This window comes from Hymenobacter siberiensis (assembly GCF_018967845.1).
In the GTDB taxonomy this organism is placed as follows: domain Bacteria; phylum Bacteroidota; class Bacteroidia; order Cytophagales; family Hymenobacteraceae; genus Hymenobacter; species Hymenobacter siberiensis.
In genome coordinates, this window is record NZ_JAHLZZ010000001.1 from 704,472 (window position 1) to 718,344 (window position 13,873).

Here is a 13,873-nt window from a genome sequence, read left to right on the forward strand (position 1 = left end):
TTATTTGATTTTCTGGAAATATTCCCCCACTTCGCGCTCATAATACGGCGTGAGGTTCGGGGGTGTACTACGTAGCAATTCGGTCTGGCGTTCCTTACTAACTCGGTATTTATCGAACGCCGGCGGGAAAACCGGGGGCTTGTACTGAGCCGCCTGCGCCTCCCGCTTGGTGTCCTGGTCGCGCTCGCGGGCCGATTTTTCCACTTCTAGCAAGCGGGTAAGAATCTGCTGCTGGCGCATCATCGTCTCCTCGGTGAGGCGCTTGTTCACGAGGTCGGTTTCGGTTTGCTCCATCATTTTTTTGAGGTCGCCGGTGCCGCCCGCACCCTGGTCGCCTTTGCCGTCCTTGCCGTTCGGGTTGTTCTGGCTGCCTTCTTTGCCATCCTTGCCCTGGCCCTGGCCCTGCGAGCCACCGGGCTTGCCGCCCTGCTGCAATTTGTCGAGCTGCTGCATGGCCTGGCGCAGCATCTGCTGCTGGCCGGCCAGCCGGGCCAACTCCTGCGACATTTCGCGGCCCGACTTGCCCGATTTCGACAGCTGCTGAATCTGCTCATTGAGCTGCTGCTGCATCTTGCCCATGTTGCCAGGGCCGGGCTTGCTGCCTTGGCCCAGCCCTTTGCCTTTGCCCTTTTTCTTGCCGGGCTTGCCCTGGCCGTCTTTGGGCTGGCCTTTGCCGGCCTGGGCCTCCTGCTGCATCTGTTGCAGGGAGCTTTGCAGCATCAGGGCCAGGTTGTTCATGCTGGTCATGGCCTGCTGCTCGGTGGCGGTGGCGCGGCCCAAATCGCGCTGCTGAATGTGGGTGAGCGACTCGTCCATGCGGCCGTTCATCTCGCCCACCTCCCGCGTTACGAAGCTCTGAATCTTGGGCTCCTTCTTGGCCAGTGCATACAGCGAATCCTGAATGATTTTGGCATCGTCGCGCAGCTTACGTTGGGTCTGGCCCAACTGCACGAAGCGCGGGTCGGACTGGTCAACTTTGCGAAATTCCTTCATCAGTCCTTCCTGGTCGAAGCTGAGGGTGAGTAGATTATCAAGGATATCGCGCAGGTCTTCGATGTTCTGCTGGGCCTGGTCGCTCTCCTCCTCGCTCATCTGGTCGCGCATTTTCTGCGCCATCTTCTTCATGCGGGAGGCGGCGCTTTTCTGTTTGCCGGCTGCCTTTTTGTTTTGGTTTTTGCTCAGGCTCTGCTGGCTTTCCTGCATGTCCTGGTCGGTCTGCTCCTGGTCGGGCTTCTGCTCGTCCATGCCGTTCTGGTTGTCGAGCTCCTTGTCCATCTGCTTCAGGTCCTGCAGCTCCTTTTTCAGGTCTTCAAACTCCTTCTGGTTCTGGGCCTGCTCCTGTTTCAGCTGCTCCTGCTTGGCTTTTTGTTCCTGGTTCGAGAGCTTGTTATCGGGGTTTTCCTTGTCGTTCTGGTCGGTTTTTTCGGCCAGTTTTTCTTCCTGCTTGGCCAGCTCGTCGAGCTTGTTGGCGGTTTCTTCAGCCTTTTGCTCCAGCTGCAATTGCTTGAACATTTCGAGGGCGCGGTCAAGCTCCTTTTGCAGGGTATCTTCCTTTTTTTCGAGCTGTTGCAGTAGCTTCTGCATCTCGGCGTCGGGCTGCTTCTGCTCCTCCAGCAGCTTGCGTAGCTTCTCGTAGAGCTTCTTGGTTTCGGGATCGAGGAGGTCGTTCATCAGCTTTTTCAGCTCCTCAGCCTTCTTGGCCAGCTCCTCGCTTTTGGGGCTGGCCTGGTCCTGCTTCTGTTGCAGCTGCTCGAACATCTTCTGCATCTGCTCCATCTGCTGGTTCAGCTGGTTTTTCTGGTCCAGCATGTTTTCCAGCTGCTTGCGGTCCTGAAAGCTCAGGTCACGCTTGGTTTTCAGCTTGTCCTGGGTTTTGACCAGCTCGCGCTCCAGCTTCTCGCTTTGCTTGGCGGCCTGGCTCATCTGGCTGGCCACGGACTCGGCCTGCGCCTTCATCTCCTGGCGCAGCTCACGGCGGCTGGGCAGGCGGAACTCGGCCGGGCGGGTGCGGGTGGCTTTGGGGCCGTGCACGCCGTCGTTGTCCCAGGCTTCCACAAAGTATTCGAGGCGGTCGCCGGGTTGCAGGTTCAGCGCGTTCAGGTTCCAGGTGTAGGCGTAGGTGCCGGCGCTCTCGCGGGGCAGGCCCAGCGGCGTAGCACCCTGGCGGCTGGGGGCCGAATTCGGCCCCTGTCCGGCGCGGCGTAACGCGTAGTGCAGCTCCAGGCGGGTCAGGCCGTAGTCGTCGCGCACGGTGCCGCCCAGCGCCAGGAAGCGCCGCGTCACGGTATCCGAAAAAGCTTCCAGCGTGAGCGAGGGCGGCAAGTCGGGCACGGCCGTGAGCTGATAGGAAATGGGGTCGCGGTTGAGGCTGGCCGGGTTTTTCAGGCGCAGCAAATAGGGCTGCGAGCGCAGGATGCGCCGCGTGGCCGTGAAGGTGCCGTCGTCGCCGCTGGCAGCCAGGGTTTCGTCGGGGTTCTGGAAAACCAGCGCCAGCTCATCGGTAGCGGCGGTGGTAAATTCCCAACGCACCGTGCTGCCCTCGGGCACCGTCAGGTTGCCGCCGTTCTCGATGGTTTCGGCCGCCTTGCCGGTGTAGGGCGGGTAGGTTATGCTGACTTTGAAGTCGCGCAGATTGGGCCGCTCCAGCACCGTGAGCTGGTATTCGGGCGAAGTAAACCCCGCCCCTTTCAGCTGAAAGCTCACGTCGCCCTGCGGCTGCTCGAAGGTGTAGCGGAACGCATCGCCGCGCCCGGCCACTTTGCTCAGCCGCCGCTCGCCACCATCCATCGCGATGCTGACCTCGGCCGGCAAAGCTGCCCCCGCCACGCCCACGTCCAGCGTAAAATCCTCGCCCCGAAACGCCGTCAGCTTCGCATTCTTAATCAAAAACTGAAACGGCGCGGGCGGCGAATAGGCGCGCTTGTAGTGCCAGATGCGCTCCGTGCCCTGCACCAGAAAACTGGGATAAAAGGCCAGCAGCGCCAGCAGCACTGCCGCCGGAATGGCCGCGTACTTCCACAGCGGCTTGCTCTGCTGCTGAATGTTGATGCCCTCGGCAAACGAATACTGGCCGAACTGCGCGGCGCGCTGCTCCAAGCTGGCGGCAATCAGGGCATTGTCGCGGGCCTGGCCCTGCAGCTGCAGGGCATTCACCAACCGGTCCTGCACTTCGGGAAAAAGCTCGCCTACGCGGCGGGCGGCCTGCTCGTCGCTCAGCAGCCGGCGCAGGTTGGTGAGGGCGGCCACCGGCGTCCAAATCCAGCGCACGAAGCTGTAGACCGTGAGGCCGATGAAGCCGAACAGCAGCCCGGCCCGCACCACCGTGGGCAGGTACAGGAAGTATTCGAGCCCGTTGAAGACCACGAAAAACGTGAGCAGCAGCCCACCGGCCACCAGCAATCCACGCACCAGCAGGTTCAGGTAAAACTTGCGCTTGAAGGCCTCCAGCTCCGTCCGTACCCGCGCCAGGGCGGGGTATTGGCCTGCCGCAGCGCCGCGCTCCATCAACATCGCCATAAATCAGGTCTTAGTCGGGAAAGATACATCTGAAACGGGGCGCTTGGTTCGTTTTTGGTGAGGTGTGAAATGGTGAGGTGGTGAGGTTGATGTTCTAAATGCGCCATTTGCGCCGTCGAAACATCAAACTCACCATCTCATCACCATTTCACACCTCACTGTACTTCCACCCACACCGGGCAGTGGTCCGAATGCACCACGTCGGGCAACAGACCCGCGCCGGTCAGGCGGGGTTGCAAAGCTGCGTCGGCCAGCCAATGGTCGAGGCGCCAGCCTACGTTGCGGCCGCGCGAGCCGGCCCGGTAGCTCCACCAGGAGTAGTGCCCCACGGCCTCGCCGTGGTGGTGGCGGAAGGTATCGACCAGCCCATCGGCCAGAAAATCCTTAAACCACTGCCGCTCCTCGGGCGTGTAGCCGGGGCTGTTCTGGTTGGCCTTGGGATTGTGCAGGTCGATGGCCGTCTGGCAGCAGTTGAAATCGCCGCCGATGAGCAATGGTGGCGTGCTGCCATCGGCTCGTAGCTTGGCCACATAATTGCGAAAAAAGTGCAGCCATTCCACCTTGAAGGCCTGCCGCTCCGGTCCGCTGGTACCCGAGGGCATGTAGGTGTTCAGCACCGATACCTGCTCGAAATCGAGCCGCAATACGCGGCCCTCATCGTCATAACAGCTCTGCCCGCAGCCATGAATGACGGCCTTAGGCTCCATTTTCGAGAACGTGGCTACGCCGCTGTAGCCCGGCTTCTGGGCCGGGTGCAGGTAGGCGTGGTAGCCCAGCTTTTCAAAGCCGGAAACATCCATAGCCTCGCGGCTGGCCTTTATTTCCTGGAGGCACAGTACGTCGGGCGCAGCTTCGGCCACCCAGTCCAGCAGGCCTTTGCTGAGGGCTGAGCGCAGGCCATTGACGTTGTAGGAAACGATTTTCATTCAATTGTATGGGATTAACACAGCACGACGTTCAACTGGCTCAAGAACTAATTACAAGTCATCGCCCGGGTCCAGCGCGAAATACTCCAGTGCGTGCCACTTCAGCATGCGCTCCTGCTCCTTCAGGTTGGCGAAGGGCACGGGGCGTAGCAGCTTGTAGTGGGGCCAGCCGTCGGCGTCTACGTGCGTTTGCTCGTAGTGGCCGCTGAGGCTGAAGAGGCGGCATGTAGCGATGTGCATCAGGTCCTGCTTTTCCTCCTTGGTGAAGGTGGCGATGCCCTGGTTCAGCTCCTGAATGCCGATGAGCAGCAGCAGGGCATTGAGGTCGGGGCGCTTGTCGAAGCGAGCTTCCATTTCCACCATCAGGGTTTCCCAGCGGGCCTCAAAATCGGCTTCGGCCTCGGGGTGCTCGGCGGGAGCAGCGTGGTTCAGGTCGTCGCTCATACGGTAGGCTGGCCGTCGTGGGCGGCTTTGTGGGCGGCGAGGGCTTCGCCATCGTGCGCACCGACACCCGCTTCCGATTTCAGAATTTCCCAGTACTCCACCGCGCGGCGGAAGTGCGGAATCACGATGCTGCCGCCGATGATGTTGGCGATGGCGAATATCTCGTAAATCTCTTCGTCGGTGAGCTTCTCCTCGAAGCATTTGCCCACGTGGTACTTGATGCAATCATCGCAGCGCAGCACCATGGAGCAGGCCAGGCCCAGCATTTCCTTGGTTTTCACGTCGAGCGCGCCAGCCGCGTAAGTGTTGGTGTCGAGGTTGAAAAACCGCTTGATGACCTTGTTATCGGCCGCCAGGATGGTGGCATTCATCCGCTGGCGGTACTCGTTGAATTCGGTTACTTGGGACATTTTAGTTGGATATTCTGAGAAAAAAGAACGGTCATGCAGAACGTAGCGCAGCGGAGTGAAGCATCTTGCCCGCCACCACTAATTCCTGTCGATTGGATTACTGCCTGCGGGCAAGATGCTTCGCTACGCTCTGCATGACGGGCTTATAGTGAATGACGTCGTACTATCGGCTACATTGCTTCTCCAAAATTACTTCCAAACCCTTCCCCCACTCTACCACCATGCTCCGCACCCTGTGGCAGGACTTCGTCGGCCTCATCTACCCGCGCCTGTGCCTGGCCTGCCGCGAGCCCCTCGTGACCGGCGAAAACCATCTCTGCACCGGCTGCCGGGCCGAGCTGCCCTATACCGACTACCACCTGCTGCCGCCCGACCAGAACCCATTGGGCCGCCGCTTCTGGGGCAAGCTGCCCATCCGCCACGCTCTGAGCTACCTGCGCTTTGTGCGCCACGGCCGGGTGCAGCACCTGTTGCACGAGCTTAAGTACCAGGGCCAGCGCGACGTGGGCACCGCTCTGGGCCAACTCTACGGGGCCGAGCTGCTCGCGGCGGGCCTGGCCACCGATTTCGACCTCATTATTCCCGTGCCGCTGCATCCGCGCAAGCTGGCCAAGCGCGGCTACAACCAGGCTGCTGCCTTCGCCACCGGCCTGGCCGAGGGCCTGAAAGTGCCGGCTGCCAACACCGCCCTGCGCCGCAATACCAACACCAAAACGCAAACCAAAAAGAACCGCGCCCAACGCTGGGCAAACGTGGCCACGGTGTTTGAAGTCGAGAATCCAGCGTCGATTATCGGCCGCCGCATCCTCATCGTTGATGATGTGCTTACCACGGGCGCTACCCTCGAAGCCTGCGGCGCGGTGCTGCTGGCTGCCGGCGCGGCCGAAGTCAGCATCGCGGCCATTGCCTGTGCGGACCGCTAAGACCACGGATTAGTACAGATTTTAGCGGATTTCACGGATTTTGTGGACGGCGGTAGTAGGCTGTTTTACTGATATTTAGGCAACAAAAAAGGCTTGCCAGATGGCAAGCCTTTTTTGTTCGGGCGACGTTCACAAAATCCGTGAAATCTGCTAAAATCCGTGGTCTTACTTGTTGCTGCCGGCGTTAATCATGGCGCAACGGAAACCGATGGTAGCCGTGGCCGAATCCTCGGCCATGAAGCGGCGCGTACCGGGCGAGAGCCAGTAGGCCACATCGCGCCACGAACCGCCTTTGTACACGCGCACATGGTCGTCAATCAGCGACTGATAGCCTTTCTTGTCGTACTTGTCGGCCGGGTCACCCACGCCGTTGCGGCGGAAGGGGTTCAGGTCTTCCACGTCCTGGAACGAGAGGGGGCGGTACACGTCCTGCACCCACTCGTTCACGTTGCCGGCCATGTTGTAGAGGCCGTAGTCGTTGGGCGGGTAGGCGTACACCTGCTCGGTAATCATGGCGCCGTCGTTCAGGCTACCGGCGATGCCGGCGTAGTCACCCCGGCCCCGCTTGAAGTTAGCCAGAAACTGGCCCTGCTTGCGGCCGTAGGCATTGCGGGTCGATTTGCCATCCCAGGGGTAAATGCGCTTCTCCTCCTGGTTCTCGTTGCCCACTTCCTGGGTGCCGATGAGGGCCTGAGCGGCGTACTCCCACTCGGCCTCGGTGGGGAGGCGGTAGTTGGGCAGCGTGTTGCCTTTTTCGATGGAAGCTCCACCTTTGCCGTCGCTCAGCGCACCAGCGGCACTGGCAGTGCCTTCGGCACCGGCAGCAGCACCTTTGTCTTTTTTCTTTCCAAACAGACCGCCTTTGCCCGATTTGCTGTCGCCACCGGAGGCCAGACGCTCGTTCACCTTGGCGGTACGCCAGGTGCAGTAGTCATCGGCCTGTAGCCAGCTCACGCCCACCACGGGGAAGAAGCGGAAGCCGGGGTAACGCAGGTAGTAGGTCACGTAGGGGTCGTTGAACGACAGGTCGCGCGCCCAAACGGTGGTATCGGGCAGGGCCGACTTATAGAACTCTTCCGCTGAGTCGGTGCGGATGAAGTGCAGGTATTCGAGCCAGTGAATGTTGGCTACTTCGGCTTCGTCCATGTAGAATGAGGCGATGGTCACCGTGCGCTCGATGTTGTCGTGCGACATGGTTACGTCTTCCTCCCCCGAACCCAGTACCGTGCGGCCGCCTTCGATAAACACGAGGCCGGGGCCTTCGGGAATTTTCTTGAAATTGGCAACTGCCATGCCCTTCTCCGTATTGTATTCGATACCCGTCGTAGAGGAATATTTACCGGGGTTTGTGGCTGAGGCCGGACCCTTCTTGCTACAGCCGGCGAGGGCTACTGCGCCCACCAAGACTAAGCGTAGATAATTATTTAATTTCATAACAAAGTTAAAATCCGTATGGGTGAGGAGGGGTTAGCAAGCGCAATTAGGACGCAATAATACAAAATATTAAAATACCGGGCAAGGGGCCGCCGGGTAAACACTCCTTTTTAGGCGACGATGGGCATTTTCCAATCGGTCAAACGCCCGCAGCGCCAGCGTCACCTCATGGGCACCGCCCAAATCGGCACTTAGGCGGCTCAGGCCCACGTCGTAGCTGTAGCCCAGGCGCAGGCCACCGGCCTGAATGCCCGCCACTACGGCCAGTACGTGTTGGGGGCTAACGCTACCGGGTAGCGAAATATTGCGATACACCGCGCCGAGTGTCACGGGTGAGGCCGTGAGGTACACGCCGGTCTCGATGCGCTGCGAGCCGCCCTGGCGCGTGTAGGCCGCCACCGGCGTGTAGCTGACCTCGCGGGTGGCCACTCCCGCCCCGGGCTTGATAACGAATAACTTATAGCCGCCGGAGATGCTCAGCGAGAGCGGTAGCTGGCTTTGCTGGCGAAAGCCCAGGCTGGGCTGGTTGAGGTGCTGCCCGGCCAGGCTGAGCCAGCCCTGCTCGGAATAAACCACCACGCCGGTGCCCACGCTGAAATAGTTGACGGGCGCAAAGTCCAGGGCTTCGGCCGAGGGGCCGCCCACGCTGCCGTCTTCCCGAATCTGGTCGCCGAACACGAAATTGTCATATCCCACGCGCTGCCGGCCGTAGCTGGCGCGCAGGCCGCCGCTCAGGGCAATGGTTTTGGTGAGGCGGGTGTGGTAGGCGTAGAGGCCGCCGATTTCGAGGCGGGTGTAGCCCACCGCGCCGGTGCGGTCCTGGTTGAGGAGCAGGCCGAGGGCGTGGTGCTGCCCGGGCGAGTTGGTGCGCAGGTCGGCCGCGAGCTGGGTGCTCACGAAGGAGCCCGCCAGGCTGGGAAACTGGTTACGGTAGCTCAGCGTGACGCTGTAATCATCGACCAGGCCTGTGAAAGCCGGGTTGGTGTGCAGCCGGGTGGCAAAGGGCTGTGAAAAAAAGACATCCTGCGCGTGGGCGCCACTGGTGGCACCCGCAGCCAGCAGCCCGGCCAGCAATGCGGGGCGTATCAGCTTGCTAAACAACAGGTAAGGAGGCTCTGGCATACGAAACGGCATAACGCCAGGCTGGCGCGAATTAGTGCACCGACCTGGCGAAGATACGTCCCGGCCCCGCGAAGGCCGGAATGGCAGGAGCTCATTTCTGCAGCACTTTCACGCTCAGGCGGCGGTTCATGGCGCGGCCTTCCTCAGTGGCATTGGAGGAGATGGAGTAGTTGGGGCCGTAGCCGCGGGCGTCGAGGCGGGTGGCGCTGATGCCCATCTCGACCAGGCTGGCCCAGGCCGTGCGGGCACGGGCTTCACTCAATTCTTTGTTTACCTTGTCGTTGCCCGTGTCGTCGGTGTAGCCACCGAGTTTGATGCGGGCTTTAGGGTAGGCGCGCAGCAGCTTGGCGATGTTGCGCAACTGGCTGATAGACTCGGGCGTGAGCGTGGCCTTGCCGGCTTCAAAATATACCCGGTCAAAATTGTACCAGCCCCGGGTCAGGTCCACGGAGTCGACCTGCACCTGCGGGTTGCTCAGGAAGCGGAACAGGTAGCTTTCGGTGGAATTGGCTCCCACGTTCGAGATGGCTCCGCTGCCGGGCAGCTTTAGGGTGGTAGGCTGGCCGGTTTCGTATAAGTAGTTGCCGGTTTTGGCATCAAAATGACCCGGCACGATGGGGTCAGCCACGCGGGTAGCTGGGCGGCGGGCAGGGTAGCGGCTGTAGCGCGGGTACCGTTCTGTGGCGGGGGCTGCAGCTGCTGCCGGGGTAGTGGGAGCGGGAGCTGGCGCCAAAGCGGCCGGCATGGGCGGGGCTGCAGCTGGCGCGGGCACTGGGGCGGCCTTGCTCGTGGCGTGGCTGGCGGTGGGCTTGGTGCTGGCCGCAGCGGGTGCAGGGCGCGGGGCACCGCTGAGGGTGGATACCAGTACGGGGCCGCCTATTACGGCTTCATCGGCTAGGGCCAGCGTGGGGGCGCTGGGGGCGTTGTTGCGGCTGCTGGCTTTGCCGGGTGCATCGCTGAGCTTGTTCAGCGTGCCGGTGAAGTTGGTGGTTTTGCCGGTTTCGAGGAAAATATTCTCGACCGTCTGCGGGCGGTAGCCGCCCTCGCCCACCCGTATCAGGTACGGACCGCCCACCATGAGATTGGCGACCATGAAGCGGCCGGCCGCATCGGTAGCGGCGGCGTGGCGCACGCCGGACGGCAGGTGGATGACGGTGATGGCCGCGCCCGGCAGGGGGGCCTGCGAATCGGATTGCACGCTGCCCATCAGGCTCATGGCCGGATTTTGGGCTTGGGCGGGCTGGGCCGCTCCCAGTAGCCACCCCAGCACGACCAAAGGAATAGCTGGTAAAAAACGCTTCATATGAATGCAGAAATAGGGGCGTAAAACCATGGTCAGAAAAAGCAAGGTTTTGGTATATAAGTAGATAGATGGGTAATGGCCGGCTGCTGGCTTTATTCGAGCAGTTTGAATAGGTGCCTGACACCAAATAGATGCCCAAATTATTAAAGCTTGTGCGGAATAATGCGTTAGATTAATGCGCGAGATTCAGCAGTGGCCGAAAAGCATCCCAAGACGCATTGTTGCAAATCGTCTGTTTGTGCATATAAGCATTTTTCCCGCATTAACATTATTCACCCCAGGCCAAAGATAGTGCAGAAATTGTTATAGAATAATTAGATAATTATTTATGAATAATCTAATCTAATAATTTCACTTTTTTGATAGGAGAGCCTAAATAGTTGGTCTTGGTGAAGGACGAACCGAGTGGCATCGCCGCCAAATGTTGAGCCTATCGCCGTTATTACCGCTCGATTAAAACGGGCCGCTCGTCGATTTTGCCTCAAATTGTGGCACATCCAGCGTTTTACCTTTGTTGGAATTCATTCATCTAAAAGCACTTGCTATGCGAAAGATTTTGTTGGGGTTGCTGGCCTTGGTTGTCGTGCTGGTGGTGGCGGCCATTGCTGCTCCGTTTCTGTTTAAAGACAAGCTGCGGGCCGTGGCCGATAAGCAGATTGCGCAGCGCGTGCGGGCCAAGGTGCTCTACAATCCGGCCGATATTGACGTGAGCGTGTTTCATTCCTTTCCGGATTTGACGCTGGATATCAAGAACCTGCGCATAATTGGGCTTGACTCGTTCAGCCGCGATACGCTGGCCTACCTGCCCAGCCTGCGCGTGGGCCTGGACGTGATGACGGTAATAAGGGGCCAGGAAATCAAGATTAATAACGTGGAGCTGGAGCAGCCCGACTTGAGCCTGCGCCGCCTGAAAAGCGGCCTGGCCAACTGGGACGTGATAATTTCGGACTCGGCCGCCGCGGCCAAGGGCCAGGATACCAGCCAGGTGAGCTTGGCCATTAAGAAGTGGAAGCTGACCGATGGCCACCTGCGTTACGAGGACCTGACCCTGCCCTTCCGCATGGAGGCCCGGGGCGTGAACCACACCGGCAGCGGCGACTTCGCTAGCAACGTGTTCGACATGACTTCGCAGACCACCGCCACCGACCTCGACATGAGTTACAACAACGTGGCGTACGTGACGGATAAGAAGCTAGACGCCGATGTGACCCTGAACATGGACCTGAACAAGAGCCTGTATACGTTCAAGGATAATAAATTTAAGCTCAACGACTTCCCGTTCAGCTTCGCGGGTGGCATTGGGTTGCCCAATGCCACGGACATTACCTACGACATTACCTTCAAGGCGCTGGAAACGGATTTCAAAACCCTGCTCAGCCTGGTGCCGGGCGCTTATACCGACAAGTTTAAGAACATTGAAACCAGCGGCAAAGTGGCGTTTGACGGCTTTGCCAAGGGCGTGCAGAATGCCGACCACCTGCCCGGCTACGGCGTGAACCTGACCGTGACCAACGGCCAGTTCAAGTACCCCGAGCTGCCCCAGGCGGCCAAAAACATCAACCTGACCATGAAGGTGGACAACCCCACGGGCGTGACCAATGACGTGAAAATCAACATCCCGAAGTTTCACCTCGACCTCGGCCCCGACCCGATTGATGGCAATATGGCCATTGATGGGCTGAACCCGATGAAGGTGGACGGCCGCGTGAAGGCCAACGTGAACCTTCAGGAGGCCCTGAAAGTGTACCCGGTGAAGGATTTGGCCATGCGCGGGCAGTTTTTTGTGGACGGCACGGCCAAGGGCATCTACTCGAAAACGCAGATGCCGGTGGTGAACACGGCCATTCGACTGGCCAACGGCTACGTGAAATCGGCCCAGTTTCCGGCCCCGATTGAGAACATTAACCTGAGCGGTACGGTGGTGAACACCACGGGCCAGGTGAACGATACCCAGATAAACCTGCCGCAGTTTAAGATGGTGCTGGAAGGCGAGCCGCTGGAAGGCCGCCTGAGCGCGCACAATATCGACAAGCCGGTATTTGACGCCAACGTGCGCGGCACGGTGGATTTGACCAAAATCACGAAGATTTTCCCCTTGAAAGGCATGACCGTGACGGGCCGCGTGGCCGGCGACATTGCCGCCAAGGGCAACATGGCCGACGTGGATGCCGGCCGCTACCAGAACGTGGTGGCCAGCGGCACGGTGCGGGCCAGCAACGTGACCTACAAGAGCAAGGACCTACCGCAGGGCGTGAAAATCAGCAGCGGCACGGCTATCTTCAACAACAACCAGATTGCGCTGCAAGGCGTGAACGGCGTGGCCGGTAGCTCCGACTTTGCGGCGTCGGGCACCATCAGCAACTACCTGGGCTACCTCTTCACGCCGGGGCAGTCGCTGAAAGGCAACCTGACGGTGAACTCGCGCAATTTCAACGTGAACGAGTGGATGGTGGATGAGGTATCGGCCAAGCCCACGGCCACCGGCGGCGCGGCCCCGGCCAAGGCCAACGGCGTGCTGCAGATTCCGAAATTCTTCGATTTGGTGCTGAACAGCCACGTCGACAACGTGACCTACGACAACCTGAAGCTGACCGACGCCAAGGGTATTGTGACGGTGAAAGACCAGACGGCGACGCTCAAAAACCTCACGTTTAATACGTTGGGGGGCAGCTTTGGCACCACGGGCAGCTACAGTAGCAAGGATTTGGCGCACCCGAAATTTGACTTCGGCCTGAAAATCAATAACCTGAGCTTTCAGAAAGCCTTTTCGGCCTTCAACACCATTAAGACGCTGGTGCCGCTGGCCAGCCAGGTGGAGGGCATCTTCGGCACCACGTTCAACGTGAGCGGCGAGATGGGACCGGATATGTTCCCGAACCTGGCCACGCTCACGGGCAAGGGCGTGTTCGACGTGGTGCGGGCCGCCATCAACCAATCGGAGGTGATGACCAAAATTGCCAGTCTGACCACCCTGCCCGAGCTGAAAACCCTGCTGGTGGTGGACAAGAAAATCCAGGCTAACATCGTGGATGGCAACCTAGTGGTGCAACCCTTCGACCTGACCATCGGCGACGTGAAGATGAACATCGGCGGCTCGAACAGCCTGGCGGGAGTGCTCTCGTACGTCACGTCCCTGAACGTGCCCACCGGCAAGCTGGGCACGGCCATGAGCAGCCAGCTCACGCGCCTCACGGGCGTGAGCAACATTCAGGGCACCGACCGCGTGACGCTGGGCCTCAACATTGGCGGCACCGTGAGCAGCCCGGTGGTGAAGCTTACCAGCGGCAGCATGAAGGACCAGGGCAAAACCCTGGTGCAAAACGTGGCCAAGCAAAAAGCCCTCGACCTGCTGGGCGTCAAGCCCCGCGTCGTGAGCAAGGAGGACAGCGTGCGCCGCGCCGGCCAGACGCCCGAGGAGGCCGCCGCCCAAGCCGCCAAAGACAAGCAGCAGCAGCGCATCGACGCGGCCAACAAGGCCCGGGAGCAATTATCGAAGGGCTTCAATAGCCTGTTCAACAAGCCGAAGCCCAAGCCCAAGCCGGTGGAGCCCGCCGATACTACCAAAAAATAAAGCGGTTGGAATACGCACTAAAAAGCCGCCTCGAAATGATTGTGAGGCGGCTTTTTGGTGCGCGGTGAAGGGCGGGAGGCGAAATTAAAGCGGCATTAATGACTGGTTAAAAGGGTATTAATTTGGCGAAAACCCATAACAAAGATATTGAAACGCTAATTTAAGGAATGAATTTTGCAGCCCCGGTCTCCGGGCTGCGCGCACGTACTTCCACTTTTTTACCC

The 13,873-nt window shown here is 59.9% G+C and carries 9 protein-coding genes; 2 read left to right on the forward strand and 7 right to left on the reverse strand.

Annotation, left to right across the window (positions count from 1 at the left end):
- From KQ661_RS03030 to KQ661_RS03045, 4 genes are all read right to left on the reverse strand, one after another.
- Entirely contained in the window at positions 1-3,504 is a 3,504-nt protein-coding gene (locus tag KQ661_RS03030; RefSeq protein ID WP_235726912.1) for a DUF4175 family protein, read from the reverse strand.
- 167 nt (positions 3,505-3,671) lie between these two features.
- Positions 3,672-4,442, reverse strand: coding sequence for an exodeoxyribonuclease III (locus tag KQ661_RS03035; RefSeq protein WP_216685621.1), 771 nt, complete (start codon positions 4,440-4,442; stop codon positions 3,672-3,674).
- A 51-nt stretch (positions 4,443-4,493) separates the two neighbouring features.
- A complete protein-coding gene (locus KQ661_RS03040; protein ID WP_216679295.1) occupies positions 4,494-4,886 on the reverse strand; it encodes a hypothetical protein in 393 nt (130 codons plus the stop codon).
- Positions 4,883-5,296, reverse strand: a complete 414-nt coding sequence (locus tag KQ661_RS03045) for a carboxymuconolactone decarboxylase family protein (protein ID WP_216679296.1) — start codon at positions 5,294-5,296, stop codon at positions 4,883-4,885. The genes KQ661_RS03040 and KQ661_RS03045 overlap by 4 nt, the downstream gene beginning before the upstream one ends.
- A gap of 221 nt (positions 5,297-5,517) precedes the next feature.
- Between KQ661_RS03045 and KQ661_RS03050 the strand changes: the two genes are divergently transcribed.
- Positions 5,518-6,219, forward strand: a complete 702-nt coding sequence (locus tag KQ661_RS03050; RefSeq protein WP_216685622.1) for a ComF family protein — start codon at positions 5,518-5,520, stop codon at positions 6,217-6,219.
- A gap of 165 nt (positions 6,220-6,384) precedes the next feature.
- On the opposite strand, the gene KQ661_RS03055 is transcribed toward KQ661_RS03050, so the two are convergent.
- The 3 genes from KQ661_RS03055 to KQ661_RS03065 all read right to left on the reverse strand — a co-directional run bounded on the left by KQ661_RS03055 (position 6,385) and on the right by KQ661_RS03065 (position 10,078).
- On the reverse strand, positions 6,385-7,653 hold the full coding sequence (locus KQ661_RS03055) for an SUMF1/EgtB/PvdO family nonheme iron enzyme (RefSeq protein WP_216679298.1): 1,269 nt from the start codon (positions 7,651-7,653) through the stop codon (positions 6,385-6,387).
- Positions 7,654-7,722: 69 nt separating this feature from the next.
- The gene (locus KQ661_RS03060; RefSeq protein WP_216679299.1) at positions 7,723-8,775 is read right to left on the reverse strand and encodes a PorP/SprF family type IX secretion system membrane protein; all 1,053 of its coding nucleotides are present in this window, start codon (positions 8,773-8,775) and stop codon (positions 7,723-7,725) included.
- A gap of 91 nt (positions 8,776-8,866) precedes the next feature.
- Complete coding sequence (locus KQ661_RS03065) at positions 8,867-10,078, reverse strand: OmpA family protein (protein ID WP_216685623.1); 1,212 nt, start codon at positions 10,076-10,078, stop codon at positions 8,867-8,869.
- A gap of 544 nt (positions 10,079-10,622) precedes the next feature.
- Here KQ661_RS03065 and KQ661_RS03070 point away from each other — a divergent pair.
- Positions 10,623-13,649, forward strand: coding sequence for an AsmA family protein (locus KQ661_RS03070; protein ID WP_216685624.1), 3,027 nt, complete (start codon positions 10,623-10,625; stop codon positions 13,647-13,649).
- The last annotated feature ends 224 nt before the right edge of the window (positions 13,650-13,873 follow it).

Bases quoted from the DNA above. Each gene is read 5' to 3' on its own strand.
- KQ661_RS03055 (WP_216679298.1), bottom strand. From the start codon at position 7,653: ATGAAATTAAATAATTATCTACGCTTAGTCTTGGTGGGCGCAGTAGCC.
- KQ661_RS03065 (WP_216685623.1), bottom strand. From the start codon at position 10,078: ATGAAGCGTTTTTTACCAGCTATTCCTTTGGTCGTGCTGGGGTGGCTA.
- KQ661_RS03030 (WP_235726912.1), bottom strand. From the start codon at position 3,504: ATGGAGCGCGGCGCTGCGGCAGGCCAATACCCCGCCCTGGCGCGGGTA.
- KQ661_RS03070 (WP_216685624.1), top strand. From the start codon at position 10,623: ATGCGAAAGATTTTGTTGGGGTTGCTGGCCTTGGTTGTCGTGCTGGTG.
- KQ661_RS03050 (WP_216685622.1), top strand. From the start codon at position 5,518: ATGCTCCGCACCCTGTGGCAGGACTTCGTCGGCCTCATCTACCCGCGC.
- KQ661_RS03040 (WP_216679295.1), bottom strand. From the start codon at position 4,886: ATGAGCGACGACCTGAACCACGCTGCTCCCGCCGAGCACCCCGAGGCC.
- KQ661_RS03035 (WP_216685621.1), bottom strand. From the start codon at position 4,442: ATGAAAATCGTTTCCTACAACGTCAATGGCCTGCGCTCAGCCCTCAGC.
- KQ661_RS03060 (WP_216679299.1), bottom strand. From the start codon at position 8,775: ATGCCAGAGCCTCCTTACCTGTTGTTTAGCAAGCTGATACGCCCCGCA.
- KQ661_RS03045 (WP_216679296.1), bottom strand. From the start codon at position 5,296: ATGTCCCAAGTAACCGAATTCAACGAGTACCGCCAGCGGATGAATGCC.